Here is a 23,444-nt window from a genome sequence, read left to right on the forward strand (position 1 = left end):
AAAAAGCCTGTAAAATCCTACATATTAAACCTTTAAGCACCGCAAAAGAAATAGAAAAAAATTATAAGAAACTTGCTAAAAAATATCATTCCGACACAGGAGGGAATGAAGAAAAAATGAAAGAAATAAACAAAGCCTATAATATTTTAAAAGATTATATAAAAAACTTTAAATTTACATTCAGCGAAGATGAAATAAAAAAACAGTACCCGGAGGAATTTCATAAAAATTTTAAGGTTTTTGAATGAAATTATCAACGGAAGAGATTATTTATCAGTTAAACAATATTATAGATAAAACTATTTTTAACAATTTGTTAATTTTAAGCATAAATGAAAGGTCAATTTTTCTCTCCCGTGAAATCGGATTAAAAAATTCTTTTGTAGAAGGTGATATGCTGTTTATTGAACCTATTTTTTCCCCTGTGAACAAAGAAACTGTAATAGGTGCCGTGAGTGAGTTTAGAGAATTGGTTATAATAGACGAGCTTAAAAATGCTTTTGATATAACGGATGATTATATTTATAACGAAGCAAATAGAATTTATGAAGAAAAAATAATTCCTAAAATGCATAAATTCCGCTTGGGAGAGAGTATAATTTCAATTGAGAATAAAAATATTTTATTGGTTGATTTAGGCTCTAATACCGCACTTACCCTTTTATGTGCCATTAAAAGCTGTATAAATGCAAAAGTTTTAAAAATAAATGTTGCCGTGCCTTTTATTTCAAAAGAATCAGCCGATAAAATAGAAAAAATTGTAGATAATCTTTTTTATATTCAAAAACTAAAAGATTATATAGATACCGAATTTTATATTAAGGAGAATAAATGAGTTGCAGTGTAGAATTAAAAGTTAATAACAGAGTTCAGAAATTTGTTTTAAATAAGCTAGCTAAACAGGCAAATTCGTCTGTATGGTTTCAAGACGGAAATACGGTAATGATTGCTACGCTTACGTATAATCCGGATGAACTTGTGGAAGAGGATTTTGTGCCTCTTGTGGTTCAATATGTCGAAAAAGCCTATGCGGTTGGAAAAATTCCTGCAGGGTTTGTAAAAAGAGAACAAAAACCGGGGGATTTTGAAACCCTAACAGCCAGAATAGTTGACAGAAGCCTCAGGCCTCTGTTTCCTAAAGAATACGGATACAATACCGTTCTTACTATTATGGCGGTAAGTGCGGATGAAGAGAGTGACCTGCAGGCTGCTGCCATGAATGCCGCCGCATCCTGCATGTATTTAAGTGATTTGCCTTTTTCAAAAATGGTTTACGGGGTAAGACTTACCAGAATAGACGGTAAAATAATTGTGAACCCTACATTAAGTGAGCTTGAAAAAGGAGAATTTAATCTGTTTGTTACCGGAAGCAAAGACGAGCTTTTAATGATAGAATTTGCCGCCCAGGGTCAGGAAGATATTGAGATTATTCCTGTCGAAGATATAATGCTTGACGGGGCGCCTATTGAAAATACAATCGTAAATTATAAAACAAATGAAATAAAAGAAGATGATTTAATAGAAGTTTTAAAAGTTGCTCAAAATGCTATAAAAGAGGGTGTTAAAGCCTATGAGGAAGGTTTAAAAGAATTTAAAAAAGCCCCTGCCGAATTTAAAGAGAGAGTTGAAAAAGACCCGGGTGAATATATTGAAACAATAAAAGAAAAATATATAGATGAATTAAAAGAAATAATAAAATATTTGAGCAAAAGCGAAAGGGATTATTTATTAAAACAATTTGCAAGAAAAATAGCAGGTTTACTAAATAAAGAAGAAGATTATGATGTTATTTTAAAAGCTGTAAAAACAGTTAAAAGAGAAATTGTAAGAGGTATGATTTTATATGAGGGAATCAGGGCAGACGGAAGAAAACTCGATGAAATAAGGCCTATAAGTATAGAGACAAACGTTCTTCCAAGAGCACACGGAAGCTGTCTGTTTACAAGAGGACAGACCCAGGCTTTGGCTGTTGCAACCAGAGGCGGTGATATGGATGCCCAGGTTTACGGAAATTTGACAGATAAAGAAGAAAAGCTTGAAAGATTTATGCTTCATTATAATTTTCCGGCTTTTTCAGTAGGTGAAGCGGAAAGATTGGGACCTCCGAGCAGAAGGGAACTGGGTCATGGAAATTTGGCAAAAAGGGCAATTGAGCCGCTCTTAGACCCGGAATTTGATGAAACAGTAAGGGTTGTAAGTGAAATACTTGAAAGTAACGGAAGTAGCTCAATGGCTACGATCTGTGCAGGTTCTTTGGCATTAAAAGCCGCAAAAGTCCCTTTACTTAAAATGGCGGCGGGAATTGCAATGGGTCTTATAAGTGAAGGTGATAAATATGCGGTACTTACTGATATTATGGGGCTTGAAGATCATGACGGAGATATGGATTTTAAAGTCGGAGGAACTTATGAAGGAATAACCGCTATGCAGATGGATATAAAATTAGGGGGAATTTCTCTTGATGTTTTAAAAGAGGCCCTTTATCAGGCTAGGGACGCAAGATGTTATATACTCGAACTTATGGAAAAAGCCGCAAAAGAGATTAAATATAACGAAGCTGTGCTTCCAAAAGCTATTAGTTTTAAAGTCGAACCGGATAAAATTATAGATATTATAGGTACTGCGGGTAAAACCGTAAAAGATATCATTTCTAAATTCGGAGTAACAATAGATTTGGATAGAGTCAGCGGAAAAGTGAAAATTTTCGGTGAAAGTCATGAGCAGCTTCAGGCAACAAAAGATTATATATTAAATGTGATTTGTAAAGATGACAAACCGAAAATTCCTGATTTTAAAACAGGTGAAATAATAGAAGGAAAAGTAAGTAAAATCGTAGATTTCGGTCTTTTTGTAGAATTGGTACCAGGTGTTGAGGGGCTTTTGCATAAATCAAAACTCAACGGAAAAAATCCGGAAGATTTCAATGTTGGGGATAAAATAAAAGTAAAAGTGCTTTCTCAAAGCGGATTTAAAATAGAGCTTGCTTTAGTGGAGGAGTGATGTTTGAAAAATATCCTTTTGAAAAATTAAATGAATTGTTAAAAGATGTGCCTCATCCAAAGGAGGTGTTTTCTTTGACAATAGGAGAGCCGCAGTTTGAAACACCTGAGTTTATTGAAAAAAGTTTATGTAAAAATGTTAAATATTTAAATAAATATGCCAAAACCGCCGGGGAGGAAATTTTAAAAAAATCCCAAAGAGATTTTATAAAAAGAAGATTTAATGTAGAACTTCGAAAAGATGAACTGATTCCTACATTCGGGACACGGGAAGTTTTATTTAATTTTCCGCTTTTTTTAAAGCCTCGAAAAATGGCTTTTCCGAATCCTTTTTATCAAATTTATGAAGGGGCTGCCGTTGCAGCCGGGAGTAAAATTAACTATTTAGAGCTCAGCGAAAAAAATAATTTTAAACCATGTCTCTCCCAGCTTGAAGGAGATGAAGATTTTATTATTTTAAATTCTCCTAATAATCCTACTTCAAGTGTTATGAATTTGGACGAATTATGTGAATGGGTGGAATATGCCCTAAAAAAAGATGTTGTGATATTGAATGATGAATGTTACAGCGAGCTTTATACAAAAAATCCACCACCTTCAATTCTTGAGGCAAGTATGAAAGTGGGAAACAGAAATTTTAAAAATGTACTCGCCATTAATTCCATTTCAAAAAGAAGTTCAGCCCCCGGGCTTAGAAGCGGGTTTATTGCGGGAGACAGAGAAATATTAAAAAAATATCTGCTTTTTAGGACTTATACAGGTTGCGCCATTCCTCTGCCTTTGCAATATGCGGCAAAAGCGGCATGGGAGGATGAAGAATATCCGGAAATTTTCAGAAAAAAATATATTGAAAATTTTGAAGTGGCCAAAGAAATTTTAGGGGTGGATATCCCGGAAGCCACTTTTTATATATGGCTAAAAGTAGACGATGATATAAAATTCACTGTTGAAGCATATAAAAGAGGTGTAAAAGTATTGCCCGGCAGGTTTATGGGAAGAAATAGCGCAGGAGAGTGTTATGTCAGAATAGCTCTTGTTTATGATATGGAAAAAATAAAAACGGCACTCAATATTTTAAAGGAAATTTTATGAGTTTGGTAGAAAAATATAAAAAATTGGATGAATTAGTTAGAAAAAACAGAGAAGATGAGATAGATGAAACATTTAAAAAAATTTTAAAAGAAACTTTTGAAATAATTAATAAAAAAATAGAAGAGCAAAAAACTCTTGATGTTAAAAATCCGGAAGAGAAAATGGCAATCAGGGCGATGATGGAATATATGCTTGAACTTTGGGATGAAGGTGCTGTTAGCGAAGCTAAACAGGTTGGTTATGATATGGTATATTTAATTGAAGATGCTAAACTAAAAGAGATGTTTTCTATGTTTGTAATTGGAATGTTGGCCGGATTTGGTTTAGATAAATTTTTTGAAAAATATGTAGATTTAAGTGAAATTTACGAAGATTATTTTTTTACAGGGTTTAACGATGAAATAGATGATCTTGTTATTAAATATAAAAATCAGTTTGTAAAAGAGTTTCAAGAGTGAGAATACATTTTATCGGTATAGGAGGAATAGGTTTAAGCGCTTTGGCAAGATTTTTAAGCGCAAAAGGCTATAAAATTAGCGGAAGCGACATACATGCCACTCCGTTGACAGAAAAACTAAAGAGTTTAGGTGTAAAAGTTTATATTCCACAAAAAGAAGAAAACATAACCGATGATATCGATTTAATCGTTTTTACCGCTGTTGCAAAAGAAAATAATCCTGAAAGGGTAGCCGCTAAGAAAAAAGGTATAAAAACTCTAAGCAGAAGGGAATTTTTGCCTTTTGTTTTAAATAATAAAAAGGTAATTTCAGTCTGCGGTGCCCACGGTAAGAGCACAACAACTTCTATTTTAGCTTCTGTTTTAAAAGATGCCGATGCCCTGATAGGGGCTGAAAGTAAAGATTTTAATTCCAATGCCAGATTTAGTAATAACGATTTAATGGTGTTTGAAGCGGATGAAAGCGACGGCAGTTTTATAGATTCAAATCCATTTGTTGCAGTTGTTACAAATACCGAACCTGAACATATGGAATTTTATAATCATGATTTAAAACTTTTTTATTCCCATTATGAAAAATTTTTAAAGAGTGCAAAAATCAGGGTTGTAAACGGGAATGATGAATTTATAAAAAGTCTTGATTTGCCTATGAAAAAAGTTTATTTAACTGATGCTAAAAACATACGATATGAATTAAGAGACAATCAGCCAAAAACTATTTTCGAATATAAGACTCGCGAATTTGAAGTTTACGGATTTGGTGAACATTTGATATTAGATGCTCTCCTTGCAATTGAAGCTGCAAATGAATTTATTTCAATGGAAGAAATTGCTGAAAATATTAAAAATTATAAAGGCATTAAAAAAAGATTTGATATTTTACAAAAAGAGGATAATTTTATATTAATAGACGATTACGGGCATCATCCAACAGAAATAAAAGCAACCATTCATTCGGCACTTTTGTATGCAAAATTAAACGGAATAGATAAAATAACGGCCATCTGGCAACCGCACAAATATTCAAGGACGGTTGATAATCTGCAAGGCTTTGTAAACTGTTTTGAAGGGGTGGATGAACTTGTAATTTTACCGGTATGGTCAGCTGGAGAAGAGAAAGTGAAAATTGATTTTAAAAAGCATTTTGAAAGATATAATCCGATTTTTGCAGATAAAATAAAAACCGATAGAAAAAATATTATGTTAATAAAAGATAATAAAATTATTAAAGAAATAAATAATGGTTTAGTAATAGGCTTCGGAGCGGGGGATATTACTTATCAATTGAGAGGTTTATAATTTTGACATTTTCTTTTTTTAGTTTTATAATAAAAAAAAGGATTTGTTATGTTGGAAAATACAATAAACAAATTTATTAAAGAATTCAATAAATATATGCCTGAAAAAATTTATGTGCAATTCCCAGATAAAAAAATGGGGGATGGAAAATTAGGGGTTGTTTTGAAAGATTATAAAACAGCAAAAAGAATTTTGATGGATCCAGAGATGGGTTTTGCTGAAGAATATGTAAATGGAAACATAAATATAAACGGTTCTCTTGAAAAATTGTTAATCGGGGGTCTTACATATGTTAATTTAATGGATAAAGAAAAAAAACAGATAGATTTTACGAAATTCTTTTTTAATTTTTTGGGTATGCTGAAAAAAATTGAGGAAAAAGAGGTTCAATATCATTACGATTTAGGTAATGATTTTTATAAATCATGGTTGGATAAATCTATGACTTATTCATGTGCTTTTTTTACAAAAAAAGATATGAGTTTAGAAGAAGCCCAGGAAGAAAAAAGAAATATTATTTATGAAAAATTAAGATTAAAAAATGCAAAAAATTTTTTGGATATTGGATGCGGATGGGGTTCAGTTATAATTAATGCTGCAAAAAAATATAATATACCTTGTGTCGGAATTACACTTTCAAAAAACCAGTATGAATATGTCAAAGAAAAAATAAAAGATGAAAATTTAAATAATTTAGTAGAGGTTTATTTAATGCATTATGAAGATTTACCTAAATTAAATAAAAAATTTGACAGAATCGTATCAATAGGTATGTTTGAACATGTCGGTAAAGAAAGATATAAAAAATTTTTTTCAGTTGTTAATAATATTCTTGAAAAAAAAGGCCTCTTTTTGCTTCATACAATAGGCAAACAACATCCCGCACCTACAAGTAAATGGATTAGAAAATATATTTTTCCCGGGGGTCATTTGCCTTGCGTTAGTGAAATATTTGATTCTTCAAAAGAGAGTGATTTATATTTTATGGATATGGATGATTGGAGATTGCATTATTATAAAACATTAATTGAATGGAGAAAGAGGTTTTGCAATATTAAAGATACTGTTATTAAGAAATTTGATGAAAAATTTTACAGAATGTGGAATTTATATCTAATTTCATCTGCGGTTTCTTTTTATATAGGGGAACAGCATTTATATCAAATTTTGTATTCAAATGGGGTAAATAATAATTATCCTATAATAAAAAGAACATTTATTGAAGAAAGTTTAATCTGATAGATTTTTCTCAATATATTTTTTAACATTTTCTAAAATCCCCAAATCTTTTGTTTCGTCAAAATAGTTAAATTTTTCACCGCTTTGTTTTTTGCCGTCGAGCAGATCTCCGGCTTTTCTGAATTTCAGATCAAGTTCTGCAATTTTAAAACCGTCAAGCGTTTTTGAAAATTCAATAAGCCTATTGTTGTTTTTATTATTTGTATATAAAAAGCAGTATCCTTTCTGTCCATATCTTCCGACTCTTCCCCTTAGCTGATGCAGTGTTGCGAGTCCGAGCCTTTCGGCTCCGACTATTACAATAGTGGTTAAACGGGGCAAAGAAATTCCAACTTCAATTACGGTTGTTGTTATTAAAATATTTCCTTTTTCCCTGAATTCGACTAAAATATCTTCTTTGTTTTTGTCTTTTCCGTGTGTTATATAGACTCCGCCAAAATATTTAAGCCAGAAATCTTTTCCTTCTTCTATGCTTTGATAATTAAAATTTTGCGATTCTTCTACAAGAGGATAAACAATTACCACCTGATTGCCTAAGCTTATCTCTTTTTGAATATGGGTTATTAAATCCTTAAAATCACTTTTATCTATTATTTTTGTATCAATGTCTTTTTTAAAAGGAAGTTCTTTTATCAAACTTACATTTACAAAACTGCTCATAATAAGAGCCTGTGTTCTTGGGATGGGGGTGGCGCTGAATTGAAAAAAGTGAGGTAAGACTTTTCCACTTGAAGTTAGTTTTTCAAGCTTTGCTCTCTGATTGGTTCCGAATCTGTGCTGTTCGTCAACCATTACAGCGTTTAATTTTGGTAAATCCTGATATAAAAGAGCATGCGTGCCTATTAATAAATCTGCGTTTTTTAAATCATATTCAGTGAATTTACTTTTTTGCGTAACCAATACCACTTTAAATAATTTTCCATTTTCCATTGTCCATTTTCCATTTAAGTATTTATCCGCTTCTTCGTAAATCTGATTGGCAAGTATTGATGTAGGAGCCATAATTGCGCTTTTTTTAGCCATAAATGCAGTAGAGAGCATAACGATTGTTTTTCCGCTTCCTACATCGCCAATTATTACCCTTCTTGCCTGAACGGGTTTTGATAAATCGTTTTGTATATCTTTTATAACTTTTAACTGGTCATTGGTAAGTTTGAACGGAAGGGAATCTATAAAAGGCGTCGGCTCTGAAATAATCGGATTTGAAGGAAATATTTTCTTTTTGTTTTGAAGCTTATATAAATATAAAAAAATTTCGCTCCATTTTAGTGCATATTCTATTTTTTTTTCTTCAATATCTTTTAGAGTTGTCGGAAAATGCATTTTTATCAAAGTTTCGGCAATTTCCTGCGGCAGTATTTTTAAATTTTCGAAGCTCAGATGTTTTTTTATTTCATTTTTTATTTTTACAGATGAATATACAGAGGTTATTTCATTTATTCTGCTTATTGGTTTTGGCTGGATTAATTGGTTGTTTCTGATTTCTCCTCTTATATATAGAGTTTTACCTTTTTTAAAAACAGCTTCATGCCATTTTTTAAAAACAAAAAATACTCCCCACATAATCTGATTGATATTTTTTAAAAAAAATTTAATTCTGGTGATTTTAGATGATTTTTGAATATCGAGTATTTCGGCCTCAAATGCCTGGGGTCTGTTTAAAAGATAGGGATATAGATGATTATCTTCCCAATCTTTTGGTTTTATTAATGCGGTTTCAAGTGTTTTTAAATCAGTCATTTGTAAGAATTGAAAAACTTAAATTTTTTATATTTTTATATTTTTTAATAAAATCGTTAATTTCATTTAATTTGGTGTTTTTGATTAAATCAAGTTCTTTTTGATAATAATTTTCAGGTAAATTAAGATATACTTCATTAAATTTTTTAAGAAGTCTCTGACTTAGTGTCTCGTTTCTAAGCGGTTCGCTACCAAGTAAAAATTTTTTTGCGTCGTTTAATTCTTCAGCGGTTATTCCGTTTTGTGTAAAATCGTTAATTATATTTTTTAAAGAATTAATTGCATCCTCAGTATTTTCAAGTTTTGTCTGCATATATCCGCTTAAAATTTTATGGGTCTTTTTGAAAGTGTTAAATGCATATGCCGAATATGCATAACCTTTTTTTACTCTGATTTTTTCCATAATACGGCTTCCAAAGCCCCCGCTTCCCAAAATAAAAGTTGCTATTTTAGCCAAATGAATCTCTTTTTTTTCAATATTGTATTCACTTGCGAAATAGATATAACTTTGTTCTACTTCTTTATTTTCTTTAATGTTTTTTTGAATAGGCTCAAAGAAAGGATATTCTTTTTCTTTTTTTGGAAATAATTTTATAAATTTTTCGTAATCAAATTTTTCTCCTCCGTTGATTATAATTACGTTTTCGCTTAATTCGTTAAAAAAATTTTTTATATCATCTTTAGTGATATTTTCTATATTTTCTCCTATTACGGGAATTGCCAGCGGTGTGTTTTCAAAAATGGCACGATAAAGATTTTTATTTGCAATATAGTCGTTGTTGTTTTTTAAGCTCTCTTTTTTGGCAATAATTTCTCTTTTTGTTTTTTCAAAAGCTTCTTTTGTCAAATTGATATCACTGAACAGCTCTATTAACGAATCGAGGGCTTTTTTTCTTTTATTGTTTAAACATTTAACGGAAACGGTGAAATATTCATGGTTTATTCCGAAATTCAGATTAATGGCGTTTTCATCCAAAAAGGAAAAAAATTTTTCTTTTTTTTTGCTGGTGCCTCTGTTTAATATCTCTTTGGCAAAATTGGCTACTCCGTCTTTAAAAAATATGCTTCCCGAGTTTAAAAAAACTATTTGTAAAAAACTTCTTCCTATGCAATCTTTTTCAAAAATTATCATTGATACCTCCGTTTTAATGTGGAATTTTTAATAAAATTCTTGCAGAATTGTTTAAAATAAAAGCTTTTTTTAAAGCTTCTTTTATATCTCTGCTTATTATAATCACGCTTTTTGCTTTTATAATTGCAATTTCTTCTTTTTCAAGAATGGCTAATAATTTTTTTATATTTGTTTCTGTCATTAAATCTTCGATAATGGTTATATTTTTAAAATATTTTTTTCCGTATGTGTCTATGGGCTGGAATTTTTCGTGGATTATAGAATAAGCAATGGTATTTGGCATATAAAGATTCAATGCAGTTTTTGCAAAAGAGATATTTTTGTAAATTTTTGCATGAAGAGGGGCATCTTCGTTTGCTTCTTTGTATGCGAGTGTTTTGTTTGCAATATTTACAGATATATAAAAATTTTCTTCTAAAATGCAGCTGTTTTTTTTATTTATAAGCATGGTGTCGTTGCCTGTTTTTAAAGAAATGCTACCAAAACCTGTATTTAAGATATTTTTTTCTTGCAAAACCCTGGCGGTTAATTTATAATCATCTAAAAACAGTTTTTCAAGCAAATATTACCTTTTTTGCCAAATTATATCAAAAATTTAGTATAATTTTTAAAAAAAAGGTTATTATGCAAATTCCTCATATACCGGTTCTTTTAAATGAAGTAATAAAACTTTTTTCTCCAATGAAAGAAGGTTATTTTGTTGACTGCACATTAGGTTTTGGCGGTCATAGCGTTGCGATACTTAAAAATTTTCCGAATATTAAACTAATTGGAATAGATCAGGACACGGATGCACTTAATTTTGCAAAGAAAAGACTTTTTCCTTTTAAAGACAGAATCCAATTTATCAACAAAAGGGCCAGTGTTGCTTTAAAAGATTTGAAAGATTTGGAAATTGCAGGTATTTTGGCGGATATAGGGGTCAGTTCTTTTCAGCTTGACAATCCCGAGAGGGGATTTAATTTCGAAAGTGAAATTTTGGATATGAGAATGAATAAAAATCAGGATTTAAGTGCATATGAGGTAATTAATTATTATTCAAGAGAGGAAATTGAAAGAATTTTAAAAGAATTTGCCGAAGAGAGAAGGTATAAAAAAATTGCAAAAGCCATAATTTCCAACCGTGTTATTAATTCAAACCGTGAATTTGCCGATATTTTAGGTAAAATCGGTATAAAAGATAAAAAAAGTCTGGCAAGAATATTTCAGGCCGTCCGCATTGAAGTAAACAATGAACTGGGTGAGCTTGAAAATCTGCTTGAAAATGCAAAGAATATTGCAAAACCAGGCACAATTTTAGGTATAATAACCTTTCATTCACTCGAAGACAGAATAGTAAAAAACAAATTTAAAGAGTGGGCGAAAAACTGTATATGCCCTCCCGAAGCTATCAGATGTGAATGCGGCGGCAATCATGCGTTGGGTAAAATTATTACTAAAAAGCCTGTAACTGCTACAAATGATGAAATAAAGACAAATCCAAGAAGCAGAAGTGCAAAACTTAGGGGGTTTTTATTTAAGGAGAAATAATGAATGAAAAAGAACTTTTAATTGAAGAGGTCTCAAAAGTAATTGAAGAAGAGTCGTTATCCATATCAATTATTAAAAATGTTGTATTTGTAATATTTTTTTCATTGGCTGTCTTATTTCCTAAAATATATATTTCAAATCATATTTACATATATTCTTTGCATTTAAATAAATTGTTAAACGAATATTATTCCCTAAAGGCAGAGCAGTCCATACTTTCATCCAAAATAGAAAAAATAAAATTTAAAAACAGACTTCAAAAACTTTCTTTTTAATTCATTTTTTATTTATCTATGATAAAATACCCATAAAAAAGAGGTTTAATGAAAAAATTTATAGGATTTTTTATAAAAAATGCCGCTTTTACCCATACACTGTTTTTTATAATTATAATTACGGCTTTTCTCTCTTACAAACATGTTCCAAAAGAATTGTTTCCGCCATCCGAACTTGATAAAATATTAATTACCGGAGGTTACCCAGGGGCATCTCCGGAAACTCTTAATAAAATGGCCGTGGATGAAATTGAAGATAAAATAAAATCTTTTTCAGAAGTCGATTCCATTGAAAGTGTTATAACTAACGGAAATTTTGTAATTACGGCCGATTTAAAAGAAGGCGTAAATAAAAATGAATTATTAAGCGAATTTCAAAGTGTTGTTTCCAATCTCAAAAAAGATTTGCCAAGCGATATGGATACGCCTTCTGTCAGCATAGCAAAAAAAGCTTTCCCCTTGATGTTTATTTCTGTTGCAAGTAATAAATTAAACAAAGACCAGCTTTTGGATGTTGCCGATAAAATTAAAAAAAAGCTTTTGAAACTGAAAGATTTAACGAAGGTTGATATAAGGGGAAAAAGCGATAAAAATATTTATATATCTTTTGACTCAAAAAAAATAGAAACACTCGGTATAAATAAATCATTATTGGCAAATGTCATATCTTCCCTTTCGACTATTTTTCCTGCCGGTTATATAGAAGGCAGAAATCATTTTTTTATCACTATGGCAAATGTTAATATTGAAAAATTAAAAAACACTTATATCCAAGTAGGTAATAAAAAAATAAGACTTAAAGATATTGCCGATATTAAAATGGAATATGACACGCCTGATCAGATAGGTAAATATGACGGAATACCGAATATAACAATCGATGTAAGAAAAGGCGAAAACGGCGATTCCATAGCTCTGAGTGAAAAAATAAGAAACATTCTTAAAAATTATCATAAATCCCATCCCGATGTCATATTCGGAATTTCCACAGATACAAGCAAATGGGTCAGAAACAGGTTTAATACGGTTGTAAGCAATATTGTTTTCGGGCTTATTTTAGTTTTTTTTGTAATGTGGATTTTTTTAAATGTAAGAATTTCTTTTATTGTTACACTTGGGATACCCACTTCTTTTGCCATTGCTTTAATAGCACTTTATTATTTTCATTATTCTCTTAATCTTCTTTCAATGCTCGGTATGCTTATAGCACTTGGTATGATTGTGGATGAAGCGATAGTGGTTGGTGAAAATATTTACAGGCATATGGTACAGGGAAAAGATAAAATAAGCGCCGCGATAGACGGGGCGAGTGAAGTTTTTTGGCCCGTTATGGCCTCTTCAACCACTACTATTTTGGCGTTTTTACCTATGCTTTTGATAAAGGGTGAAATAGGTAAATTTATGAAAATTCTGCCTATAATGATTACGGTTTTAATACTTTCTTCTCTTTTTGAAGCTTATGTTTTTTTGCCTCTTCATGCAAAAGAAATACTTAAAGTTACAAAAAATAAAAAAGAAATTTTATGGGAAAAATTTTCATCGGTTTATAAGAAAATGTTGAGCTGTTTTTTCAAATTCAGATATATAACATTAATGTTTTTTTTACTTGTAATCCCTTTTTTAACTTTTGAAGGCTTTAAACATTCAAAATTTCAGCTGTTTCCTGATTTTGACACGTCTCAGCTTTATGTAAACGGTAAATTTGATAATAATTTTACAATCGAACAGAGTGCCAAAGCGCTCACCCCCGTTGAAAATGTTTTAAAAAAATATTTGGGTGAGAATGTGGAAGGCTTTACCACCGCAGTGGGAATGCAGATGAATAATAAAGGTGAGGCAAATAGGGGGGAAAATTATTTTCAGATATTTGTGGATTTAAAAGACAGGGTGCCTCATGATTTTTACAATAAATATATTGCCCCTCTTTTTGAACCTGTAAAAGTTACTGGGGAAACAAGAGAGCTAAGTGCCAAGGCTCTGGCATTTAAAATAAAAAAAGATTTATCAAAGTTAAAAATAAAAGGGCTGAAAGAATTAAATGTAATAGTCCCTCAGGCCGGAATTGTAAAAAGCGATATTGTAATTTCTCTCGGCGGGAATAATAAAAAAGTAGTAAAAGCCATTAAATTGCTGGAAAATGAAATGAAAAAAATAAAAGGGGTATATAATATTTATGACGATGCGCAGATGGGTGCAAGCGAGATTAAAATAAATCTAAATGAATATGGTGAAAAATTAGGATTTAACGAAAGAAATATTTTTTCTCAGATCAGACCTTTTTTTGCAAAAGTCGAGTATGACAAAACATTTAATAAAGACGGAATTGTGAGGCTAAAATTTTATGATATGAATAAAGATTCTTTAGCGTTTCTTGAAAATTTCAGAGTAAATATTCCAAATACGGATAAATATATTCAATTGAATAAAATCGCCGATTTCAATATAATAAAAAATTTCAAAAAAATCCATAAATATGACGGTATTCCTGCCAAAACGGTATATGCAACGCTTAATAAAAAAATAATAACGGTTAAAGATTTTTATAAAAAAACAAATCCTCTTTTAAATAAATTTAATAAGCAGGGATTAACAGTATTAATAGGAGGGGCTGCAAAAAAAAGCAGGGAATTTATGCAAAATATTAAAGAATCACTGGTTGTGGCTTTACTTTTAATATTTTTAATTTTGGTTTTGATGTTTAATTCTCTGTTTTTACCGTTTGTGATTATTTCCGTTATTCCTCTTTCATTTCTGGGGGTGGTGTTCGGAAACATGATAATGGATATGAATCTTACAATGCTTGGAATGATAGGCATAGTCGGACTTTCAGGGGTGGTTGTAAATGACGGGATTGTAATGATAGATTTTATTAAAAATGCAAAAAGTCTTGAAGATATTTTAATATTGGCATCTTTCAGGTTAAGACCGATTCTGCTTACAAGTCTTACAACGTTTTTTGGTCTTGCTACACTTATGTTTTTTCCTTACGGACAAGCCCAAATACTTCAGCCTTTGGCAATTGCCCTGGGCTTTGGTATTATGTGGGGAACCGTATTGAATTTATTTTATCTGCCGGTATTTTATTATGTTTTAAGAAAAAGAAAATTAAAGGAGTGATTTGAATATTTTTATTAAAACTTTTGGATGCAGAAGCAATATATATGATTCGGAGCTTATGAAAAATATTTTGAAAAAAAGTCATGTAATCGTTGATAATGAAGAAAAAGCCGATTTAATAATAATAAATTCCTGCACAGTTACCAATTTTGCCGACAGGGACGTAAGAAGTTATATTAACAAATGGCAAAATAAAAAAATTGTTTTTACAGGATGCGGAGCTTATACCCAGGGTGAAAAATTATTTAAAGAAAAAAAAATAAATGCTGTTTTGGGGCATAAATATAAAGAAGAAATTGATAAATATTTAAATTTTGAAGGTATTGAATTAGGGGACTTTGATTTTGTAAATAAAAAAATAATTACTGACATTTCAACTACAAAAGCTTTTGTAAAGATTCAGGAGGGATGCGATTTTGAATGTGCTTACTGTATTTTGCCCAAAGTCAGGGGGCATTCAAGAAGTTTGGATGAAAAAACAGTAATAGAACAGATTAAGTATTTATCACAAACAGGAATAAACGAAATTGTTTTAACCGGAATAAATATGGGAAGTTACGGAAAAGATACCGGTTCTTCTTTAGCTAAACTTATAAAAAAAATTTTAAAAATAGGACGGATTAAAAGAATTAGGATTGGCTCTCTTGAACCGACTCAAATAGATGAGGAATTAATTGAGATAGCCAGTGATTCGATACTTGAAAAGCATTTTCATATAGCCCTGCAGCATACAAGTGACACAATGCTCAGAATTATGAAAAGAAGAAACAGAGTTTCCAATACACTGCCTCTTTTTGAAAAATTAGCCGCTTACGGTTTTGCACTTGGAACTGATATTATAGTGGGTCATCCGGGTGAAAGTGAAAAAATATGGGAAGAAGCGTTTAATAATTTTAAAAAATATCCGTTGACCCATATCCATGTTTTCAGATTTACTCCAAGAGATGGTACAATAAGTGCAGCAATGAAACAGCAGATAAGAGGTGATATAACCAAAAAAAGAGCCAAAATTCTGCATGATTTTGTTCAGAAAACAAATTATAATTTCAGAAAAAGAAAAAATGAACTTTTTGTCCACATAGAAGATGAAAAAAACGGCTTTTATCAAGGATTTGATGAATATTATAATAAAATGCTAATAAAAAGTGATAAATTTTTAAAAGGAGAATGGGTGAGGGTAAAAGATTATGAGGTTAAGGAAGTTAATTATGCAAAAATCTAAAAAAAATCAGATAATTGTTTCTATTCTTTTTGGCGTTTTATTTGCCCTTGTGGTAGCTTATATGTTTAAAGGAAATTATGAAGAGTTATTAACCCAGATTGTAGCTGTGGTTATTGTGCTTGCTTTTTTTATTCTGTTTATTTTGCTTTTAAAAAAATCTATTCCCCAGCAAAATCCCCAGCAGGTTCAGGTTGAAATGAATACGGGAATAGAAAAAGATTTTGTAATAAAACCTACTATTTCCAATGTTACTTTTAAAGATGTTGCAGGTATAAGCGAAGTTAAAGAAGAGCTTGTTGAGATTGTAGATTTTTTAAAAAATCCTGAAAAATATAAATCTTTTGGAATAAATCTCCCAAAAGGTGTTTTACTGGTGGGCCCTCCGGGTGTGGGTAAGACATTGATAGCCAAGGCCCTTGCCGGGGAAGCGGGTGTTCCGTTTTTTTATCAAAGCGGAAGCGGTTTTGTTCAAATGTATGTGGGTGTTGGTGCAAAAAGAGTAAGAGATTTATTTTCTCGTGCAAAAGCAAATGCGCCAAGTATTATTTTTATCGATGAAATTGACGCTATTGGAAAAGCAAGGGGTACTCTTAGAAATGATGAAAGAGAAGCCACATTGAATCAGCTTTTAACCGAAATGGACGGGTTTGAAGGAAGCGAAGGAGTTATAGTAATAGGTGCAACTAATAAAGTGGAACTACTTGATGAAGCTCTTATGAGACCAGGAAGATTTGACAGGAGGGTTTTTGTGGAGCTTCCGGGGCTTAACGACAGAATGGAAATACTTAAAGTTCATTTAAGAGGCAGACCTTTTAAGGGAAATTTGGAAAATATAGCCAAAATGACGGTGGGATTTTCAGGGGCGGCACTTGCAAGTCTTGTTAATGAAGCAAGTATTTATGCACTTAAAAAAGGTAAAAAATATATAGAAGAAGAAGATTTTTATGCTGTAAAAGATAAAGTCTTAATAGGTAAAAAAAGTGTTGAATTTGAGAGAATTTCGCTTGTAAAAGATGATTTCAAAGAAGAAGACAAGGAAATAATTTCAAAAACGGAGATTATGAATAAAATAATGGTTTATTTAGCCGGGCGTGTGGCTGTGGAAGAGAGGTATAATGAAAAATTTTCAAATGCACATATGGATTTGAAAAAGGCAAAAGAGTTGGCGGTTAAAATGATAAAAGATTATGCAATGGGGGATGATATTGTGGGAGATGAGAGTGAAGTTGCAAAAGTGCTTAAATATTGTGAAGATGAAGTTAAGAATTTATATAAATCCAATGAATTATTAATAGAAAAAGTTTATAATATTTTATTAAAAAATGAAATTATTCATAAAGAAGATGTAATTAAAAACAAAAATGAAATATTTTAACGGTTTTTGTTTAAAAAATGAAAAAAAATTTTTTAAAGATTATTTAGAAGAAAAAGAGTTTATTGTTGCAGGATTCAGCAAAGGTGCTTGTAAGGCTCTTGAATATTCACTTAATTACAGTGAAAGAATAAATAAACTGCAGCTACTCTCCCCAGCATTTTTTGATGTGAGTGAAAAATTTATAGAGTTAAATATAAATGCATTTAAAAAAAGTAAAAATGATTATATTAAAAATTTTTTAACTAAAGCAGGCATTAATCAATGGATAATGGAAAATGGAAAGTGGAAAATTGATTTAGAAGATATTGAAATTGATTATAGTTGCACGGAAAAACAATTGTTAGGACTTTTTACTTTTGATTGGGAAAAAATAAGAAAAGTTAAAAATATAAAAATAGAAGTGTTTTTAGGAGAATATGATAAAATTATTTCTTTAAAAAAAGCTTATAAATTTTTTAAAAATTACAGTGAAGTTTATTTAATAAAAAAATCAAATCATTTTTTAAGGAGTTAAATTGGATACTGAGCCCAAGTCGCATGTTGTTAAAGAGTATTGGGATATAGTCACAGGTTTTATTTCTTTCTTTTTTGCCATTATTTTTCATTTTGAGCATTTAAGTGTTTTAGCAGCTGTTTTTGCCGCAATAGGTATCGGTTCGCTTGCCGTTACAATCTCCGAAATAGCCGAAATTTTGGCTGAAAGGTTTGGAGAACCTTACGGAAGTCTGGTTTTGACGTTTTCAGCCGTGCTGGTAGAAATTTTAATTCTTTTTATGGTTGTGTTGGAAGCAAAAGTTCATCCGGATGTTATGGAAACGGTAAAAAACGGTATTGCCGCCACGGTAATTGTGGATTTGAATGCACTTCTGGGACTTGCAGTTTTTGTAGGGGGGCTTAATTTTAAAGAACAGGTCCATAATGAAGATACATCAGCCAGTTATACAACTGTTCTTTTTGTAGCGGTGGCGATGCTTCTTGTGCCGAGCGCAATTTCTCTTCATTCAACCAAAGAGGCGCTACATAACGCAAGTATAATAATTGCCGTACTTTTGTTTGTTTATTATCTGTTTATATTTAAATTCCAAACAGATACACACGTGCATTTTTTTAAATTTAAAAAACGAAGCAGGGTTAAAAGGTATCAAAAAGAAGAAGATGACGAAAATTATTTTTTTGATAAAAAAAGTTCTTTGTTTAATATTGTTTTTTTACTTTTTTTATTGGTTTTAATTGGATTTTTGTCTGAAATTTTTGCAAACGAAGGCGTGAGGGTATTTAAAAATATGGGCTTAACGGCAGGATTTGTGGGTATTTTAATTGCTTTTGTAACAGCGGCTCCCGAACTTTTCACCGCAATTAGGGCGGCAAAAAACGATGAAATGCAAAGGGTTGTAAATATTGCGATGGGAGCAAGCACCGTTTCTATACTTTTAACCGTTCCAATACTTATTTTTTTATCTTTGATTTTCGGGATAAAATTTACTTTGGATTTTACCCCTTTGCAGGTTGGAGCGTTAATGATTACGATTTTACTTGTATGGAAAACAACCGAAAACGGTGAAACAAATTATTTAGAAGGGCTATCTCACCTTATGCTGTTTCTAAGTTACGCAATTATGGCTATTTTTTATTAATTTTTTAAACTTCTTTTCTTTTTTGTGCTAAAATTAATTGTAAAAACTAAAAAGGAGAATATATGAACAGAAGAAAATTTTTAAAAGCTACCGGTGTAGGTGTAGCTGCAAGTGCTGCATTTACAACCAATTTGTATGCAAAAAGTGTAACAAGACTTAAAGTTTGTCTTTCATGGCCAAAAACACTTCCTATTATGGGTGAGGGTGCTTTATGGTTTGCAAAAAGAGTGGATGAGTTAAGCGGTGGAAGTTTAAAAATTCATATATATGGAGCAAATGAATTAGTTCCAGCTCTTGGTGTATTTGATGCCTGTTCCAAAGGTTTGATTGACGGCTTTCATTCAGGCCCTTATTACTGGAAGGGTAAAAATATGGCGTTTGCTTTGTTTAGTTCTTTTCCTTTTGGAATGGTTGCCGATGAACTTGAACCTTGGTTTGATTTTGCAGGAGGAATGGATTTATGGAGAGAATTATATGCAAAATATAATTTAATGCCTTTCAAAGGCGGAAATACTGGAAATCAAATGGGTGGATGGTTTAGAAAACCAATTAAAAGCTTAGCCGATATGAAAGGCCTTAAAATGAGAATTCCTGGTCTTGGCGGAGAAGTAATGGCAAGACTTGGAGTCAAACCTGTAAATATTCCTGGAGGTGAAATTTATACCGCACTTGAAAGAGGTGTTATTGATGCGACAGAATGGGTGGGGCCAAGCCTTGATACAATTATGGGATTCCAAAAAGTTGCAAAATATTACTATTCAGGATGGCATGAGCCAGGAAGTATTCTTGAAATGACATTTAATAAGAAAAAATATGATAAACTTCCAAAAGAACATCAGGCAATTATTGAGGCTGCAACAAGAGAAATGCATGCAAGAATTTTTTCCGAGTTTCAATATCAAAATGCTCTTAAGCTTCAGGATATTCTCAGCGGAAAATATGATGTTAAACTAGGTAATTTCCCTGATGATGTTAATGAAGCAGCAAAAAAAGCTATTATTGAAATTCTTAACGAATATTCCAATAAATCCAAAGATTTTGCAAAAGTTTATGAAAACGTTAAATCATTCTTCCCTAAAATTAGAAAATGGACAGATACACTTCCAAAATGGTATCTTGATATGAGAGACAAAGGAACAATAGTAGATTAAACAAAATCTTTAACTACTTCGCTGCAGAGGGCAAATCCAAATGCCCCTGTAATACCTACAAAACTTCCCATCTCACAGTTTATCGGCTTTTCAGTTGAGTAAACAACTTTAAAATCTCCTTTAAATTTTCTTTTTTTAAAAAATCTCTTACTTTTTTAGCAAATGGGTCAGTGTTTGTTTTCCATATATTTTCTATTCTTATTTTTGTAGGGTCTATTCTTTTTGCCGCTCCCATTGAAGAGATAATTTTGGGGTATGCTTTTTTTATAAGGGAAATTTTTGCTTTTAAATCATCAATTGCATCAATAACCGTGTCATATTCATTTAAATCCAGTTCTTTGATATTTTCCGGGGTCAGTTTTAAATCAATTGTTCTAATTCCGGGATATAATCTTTTTAAAACTTCAACTTTTTTTCTTCCTACAAACTCGCTTCCGATTTGTCTGTTTTGATTTGTAATATCAAATATGTCATAATCAACAACGGTTATATTTTTTACACCGGAGCGGTAGAGGCACTCAAGCGCATACCCTCCCACACCCCCGGCTCCGCAAATTAATATATTTAAATTTTGAAGTTTGTGAAATTTTGAAAAAAGTTTTTTGCATCTGTCAAATTTCATTTAACTCCTTTAATTTTCGCGTTAAATTTAAAATATTTATATATTTTTTTGAAAATTCTATTTTACCGCAGTTATTTATAATTTTTTTAAATTTCTCAATAAATAAAGGTTCTTTTGCAATCACTCCGATTAATGAATCTATCTGGGTAAAAGGGTATAAATCAGATATTTCCCGGGTTAATTCCTCAATCTCTTTTTTTTTATAATTTTGATAATTTAATATTTTATCTCTAAAAAATTTTGGATAATTTATATTATTGTATATTAAATCAACAACTGGATATATTTCGCTGATAGAAGGAATTATTAAATGAATTGCAAAAACACCGCAGCATTTATAGACTTTGAAATATTCTTCTTTTTGAAATACGTCATAATGTTTAAAATTCCATTTTTCCTTTTTAAAAAGCGGCTTTTTTAAAAAATTTTTATGTACATTGCCGCTTAAATCTATAAAATGGTTAATTAAATTAAATCTATCTCTAACCTCTTCAATTGAATCAATAAGTTTTCCAAATCTGTTTAGTCCTGTCTGAAGAAGTTCATTATAAGCTTTTTGTATAGCTATTTCTTGGTCTAAATCACATCCAAAAGCTAAAATAATATTATCGTCTTTAATATAGCTTGCGGCCATTACGGGATATTTTCCCTCAAGAGAGGCATCGTATATCTGAATGTTTTTTGAATTAAAAGGATGGTCTATTTTTGGCAGGGGCAGGGCATATTTTATAACTTCGAATTTTACAAATCTTTCTATTATTTCCGCCTTGGCGTTTTTATAAGCCTTAATAATATCAAAATGTGCCGCCATTCCGTTGCTTGCATATAAATTTTGAAGCAGGTTAACTGGAAAATATATTTTTTCTTTGGTAGAGCGTTTTATAAAAGGTATTGAAAGTATTTCAAATGAATCAGAGTTAAAATCAATTAATTCCTCTTTTTGAAGGGTGTCTATTTTATAAAATTTATTGAGTTCGTTATTTAAAAAATTTCCTTCTTTCATATCAGGATATAAACCGTTAATATAATATTCTTCAAAAAAATTTCTGGTTATTAGCCGCTCAGCCATTTCACCCTGTGCACTAAGCAGGGCGTTCTCTGATGTTTCTCCTTTGCCAAAAGAAGTAAAAGGTATGTTTTTAAGTTTTAATTCGCATGTAAAAACATTGTTTATTTCTTTAAATTCATAATAATATTCTAAATTTAACTCTTCAAAAAAATTGTTGTAACCACTCACCACTCACCACTCACTACTCACTATTTTTCACTGTTTTTTAATTTTTCTAATAATTGATAATCGGTAACATCCAATGTAATGGGAGTTATTGAAACATAGCCGTTTTTTACAGCCCAAAAATCGCTTCCTTTTTCTTCTTTAAATTTTAAGGGATGAAGACCGAGCCAGTAATATTCTTCGCCTCTGGGATTAAGATATTTGTGCGCATCGTTTCCGTAAATTCTGTATGCAAGTTTTGTAAACCGGTATCCTTTTATTTCTTTTGTATTCGGTATGTTTATATTTAACAGTTTTCTGTGGGGAAGCTGGATTTTATTTTCTAAAACCATTAAGGCTATATCTTTTGCTATTTTTTTTGCTTTTTTCCAGTCAATTTCACTGGGGGGATTATCGAAACTCTTTAAAACCTGAGATATGGCAATGGATTTTATTCCGTGAATTGCCCCTTCGGTTGCTCCTCCAACAGTTCCTGAATAATTTACATCTTCGCCCATATTTGCTCCGTGATTTATTCCGGAAACAATTAAATCTGGTTTTTTGTCTTTAAAAAATTCGTTAATTGCCAGATAAACACAGTCGTCCGGTGTTCCGTCATCAAGTTTATAAAAATTTTCTTTAACTTTTTTAAACATTAAAGGTTTTGTAATTGTAAGAGATTTTGAGCAGGCGCTTTTTGGGGAAGCAGGTGCTACAACAAGAGGTTTTCCTATTTCGCTCATGGCTTCATATAAAACTTCAAGCCCCTTTGCTTCAAAAGAATCGTCATTTGTAATAAGTATTTTTGGCATCTGTGTCCTTTGGTATAATTTTATAAAAAGGCCGGTTATGAAATATATAAGAAATGATATTAATATCAGGATTTTATCAAATTTTGAGATGCCTTTTGGTGAAATTGAAAAAGATTTTAAAAAATTCAAAAAAAAACTTCAAGATTATGACATAGGAGTTTGGAGTAAAAATATTATGTTAAATAGTTTTAATGATATTGATATTTTTAATAATATTGGTGAAAAATTAGGGTGGGTTGATATAGTGCTGAATTATCTAAATTCATTGAACGGATTTTTAAGAGAGCAAATTGGGGTTTGTATAGAAAAAAAGATTCCAAGAATAATTGATAATGATTTGCCTTATTTGATAATTCAGAGAAAAATAAAATCGGATTTTGATGAAAATTATTTTATTGCTTTTGATAAAAAAGTTTATTTTCCCGGTATTTCAAAAAATTTTGATTTAAAATTTAGTATAATTAAGCTGGTTGAGTGGTCTAAAAGAAGCAATAAATTTTTGATAAAATTTCAAAATTAAACTGAAAGGATGAAT

21 protein-coding genes and 1 pseudogene are annotated in these 23,444 nt (G+C 30.9%); 16 read left to right on the forward strand and 6 right to left on the reverse strand.

Annotated elements, in window-relative coordinates; all coding sequences use genetic code 11:
- Nucleotides 1–23: 23 nt before the first annotated feature.
- From DZ64_RS13805 to DZ64_RS0108315, 7 genes are read left to right on the forward strand one after another with little or no spacing between them, the layout of a single operon-like run.
- Entirely contained in the window at nt 24–248 is a 225-nt protein-coding gene (locus DZ64_RS13805; RefSeq protein WP_255327396.1) for a J domain-containing protein, read from the forward strand.
- The gene (locus tag DZ64_RS0108290; RefSeq protein ID WP_024790177.1) at nt 245–835 is read left to right on the forward strand and encodes a hypothetical protein; all 591 of its coding nucleotides are present in this window, start codon (nt 245–247) and stop codon (nt 833–835) included. The genes DZ64_RS13805 and DZ64_RS0108290 overlap by 4 nt, the downstream gene beginning before the upstream one ends.
- Nucleotides 832–3,000 carry a polyribonucleotide nucleotidyltransferase gene (locus tag DZ64_RS0108295; RefSeq protein ID WP_024790178.1) on the forward strand — a complete coding sequence of 723 codons (2,169 nt, stop codon included), beginning with the start codon at nt 832–834 and terminating at the stop codon, nt 2,998–3,000. The genes DZ64_RS0108290 and DZ64_RS0108295 overlap by 4 nt, the downstream gene beginning before the upstream one ends.
- A complete protein-coding gene (locus tag DZ64_RS0108300; RefSeq protein WP_024790179.1) occupies nt 2,997–4,091 on the forward strand; it encodes a succinyldiaminopimelate transaminase in 1,095 nt (364 codons plus the stop codon). Before DZ64_RS0108295 ends, DZ64_RS0108300 begins: the two co-directional genes overlap by 4 nt.
- The gene (locus DZ64_RS0108305) at nt 4,088–4,549 is read left to right on the forward strand and encodes a hypothetical protein (protein ID WP_024790180.1); all 462 of its coding nucleotides are present in this window, start codon (nt 4,088–4,090) and stop codon (nt 4,547–4,549) included. The genes DZ64_RS0108300 and DZ64_RS0108305 overlap by 4 nt, the downstream gene beginning before the upstream one ends.
- Complete coding sequence (gene murC, locus DZ64_RS0108310) at nt 4,546–5,847, forward strand: UDP-N-acetylmuramate--L-alanine ligase (RefSeq protein WP_024790181.1); 1,302 nt, start codon at nt 4,546–4,548, stop codon at nt 5,845–5,847. The genes DZ64_RS0108305 and murC overlap by 4 nt, the downstream gene beginning before the upstream one ends.
- A 48-nt stretch (nt 5,848–5,895) precedes the next feature.
- A complete protein-coding gene (locus DZ64_RS0108315; RefSeq protein ID WP_024790182.1) occupies nt 5,896–7,086 on the forward strand; it encodes a class I SAM-dependent methyltransferase in 1,191 nt (396 codons plus the stop codon).
- Here DZ64_RS0108315 and recG read toward each other — a convergent pair.
- From recG to DZ64_RS0108330, 3 genes are read right to left on the reverse strand one after another with little or no spacing between them, the layout of a single operon-like run.
- Complete coding sequence (gene recG, locus DZ64_RS0108320; protein ID WP_024790183.1) at nt 7,078–8,826, reverse strand: ATP-dependent DNA helicase RecG; 1,749 nt, start codon at nt 8,824–8,826, stop codon at nt 7,078–7,080. The two genes, DZ64_RS0108315 and recG, sit on opposite strands and share 9 nt — an antisense overlap.
- Nucleotides 8,819–9,958, reverse strand: a complete 1,140-nt coding sequence (locus DZ64_RS0108325; RefSeq protein WP_024788075.1) for a pitrilysin family protein — start codon at nt 9,956–9,958, stop codon at nt 8,819–8,821. Before DZ64_RS0108325 ends, recG begins: the two co-directional genes overlap by 8 nt.
- A gap of 13 nt (nt 9,959–9,971) precedes the next feature.
- A complete protein-coding gene (locus tag DZ64_RS0108330; RefSeq protein ID WP_024790184.1) occupies nt 9,972–10,520 on the reverse strand; it encodes a class II aldolase/adducin family protein in 549 nt (182 codons plus the stop codon).
- A 62-nt stretch (nt 10,521–10,582) separates the two neighbouring features.
- Between DZ64_RS0108330 and rsmH the strand changes: the two genes are divergently transcribed.
- From rsmH to DZ64_RS0108370, 8 genes are all read left to right on the forward strand, one after another.
- Nucleotides 10,583–11,488, forward strand: coding sequence for a 16S rRNA (cytosine(1402)-N(4))-methyltransferase RsmH (gene rsmH, locus DZ64_RS0108335; protein WP_024788077.1), 906 nt, complete (start codon nt 10,583–10,585; stop codon nt 11,486–11,488).
- Complete coding sequence (locus tag DZ64_RS0108340; RefSeq protein ID WP_024790185.1) at nt 11,488–11,763, forward strand: hypothetical protein; 276 nt, start codon at nt 11,488–11,490, stop codon at nt 11,761–11,763. Before rsmH ends, DZ64_RS0108340 begins: the two co-directional genes overlap by 1 nt.
- 48 nt (nt 11,764–11,811) lie before the next feature.
- Nucleotides 11,812–14,880: an efflux RND transporter permease subunit gene (locus DZ64_RS0108345; protein ID WP_024790186.1), complete on the forward strand. Its 3,069-nt coding sequence runs from the start codon at nt 11,812–11,814 to the stop codon at nt 14,878–14,880.
- 1 nt (nt 14,881) lies between these two features.
- Nucleotides 14,882–16,102, forward strand: coding sequence for a tRNA (N(6)-L-threonylcarbamoyladenosine(37)-C(2))-methylthiotransferase MtaB (gene mtaB / locus DZ64_RS0108350; RefSeq protein ID WP_024790187.1), 1,221 nt, complete (start codon nt 14,882–14,884; stop codon nt 16,100–16,102).
- Nucleotides 16,089–17,477, forward strand: coding sequence for an AAA family ATPase (locus DZ64_RS13910; RefSeq protein WP_024790188.1), 1,389 nt, complete (start codon nt 16,089–16,091; stop codon nt 17,475–17,477). Before mtaB ends, DZ64_RS13910 begins: the two co-directional genes overlap by 14 nt.
- The gene (gene bioV, locus DZ64_RS0108360) at nt 17,464–17,991 is read left to right on the forward strand and encodes a pimelyl-ACP methyl ester esterase BioV (RefSeq protein ID WP_024790189.1); all 528 of its coding nucleotides are present in this window, start codon (nt 17,464–17,466) and stop codon (nt 17,989–17,991) included. The genes DZ64_RS13910 and bioV overlap by 14 nt, the downstream gene beginning before the upstream one ends.
- 1 nt (nt 17,992) lies before the next feature.
- Entirely contained in the window at nt 17,993–19,111 is a 1,119-nt protein-coding gene (locus DZ64_RS0108365; RefSeq protein ID WP_024790190.1) for a calcium:proton antiporter, read from the forward strand.
- A 62-nt stretch (nt 19,112–19,173) separates the two neighbouring features.
- A complete protein-coding gene (locus DZ64_RS0108370) occupies nt 19,174–20,262 on the forward strand; it encodes a TRAP transporter substrate-binding protein (RefSeq protein WP_024790191.1) in 1,089 nt (362 codons plus the stop codon).
- On the opposite strand, the pseudogene DZ64_RS11015 reads toward DZ64_RS0108370, so the two are convergent.
- From DZ64_RS11015 to surE, 3 genes and pseudogenes are all read right to left on the reverse strand, one after another.
- Nucleotides 20,259–20,884, reverse strand: a pseudogene (locus tag DZ64_RS11015) (tRNA threonylcarbamoyladenosine dehydratase). The gene DZ64_RS0108370 and the pseudogene DZ64_RS11015 overlap by 4 nt on opposite strands.
- Entirely contained in the window at nt 20,874–22,121 is a 1,248-nt protein-coding gene (locus tag DZ64_RS0108380; RefSeq protein ID WP_024790192.1) for a YcaO-like family protein, read from the reverse strand. Before DZ64_RS0108380 ends, DZ64_RS11015 begins: the two are co-directional and overlap by 11 nt.
- A gap of 20 nt (nt 22,122–22,141) precedes the next feature.
- Nucleotides 22,142–22,909 (reverse strand): 5'/3'-nucleotidase SurE, encoded by a 768-nt coding sequence (surE, locus tag DZ64_RS0108385; protein WP_024790193.1) that lies wholly within the window; start codon nt 22,907–22,909, stop codon nt 22,142–22,144.
- Between the two features lie 37 nt (nt 22,910–22,946).
- Between surE and DZ64_RS0108390 the strand changes: the two genes are divergently transcribed.
- Nucleotides 22,947–23,429, forward strand: coding sequence for a hypothetical protein (locus DZ64_RS0108390; protein WP_024790194.1), 483 nt, complete (start codon nt 22,947–22,949; stop codon nt 23,427–23,429).
- Nucleotides 23,430–23,444 lie beyond the last annotated feature (15 nt).

This window comes from Lebetimonas sp. JH292 (genome assembly GCF_000523275.1).
In the GTDB taxonomy this organism is placed as follows: Bacteria; Campylobacterota; Campylobacteria; order Campylobacterales; family Nautiliaceae; genus Lebetimonas.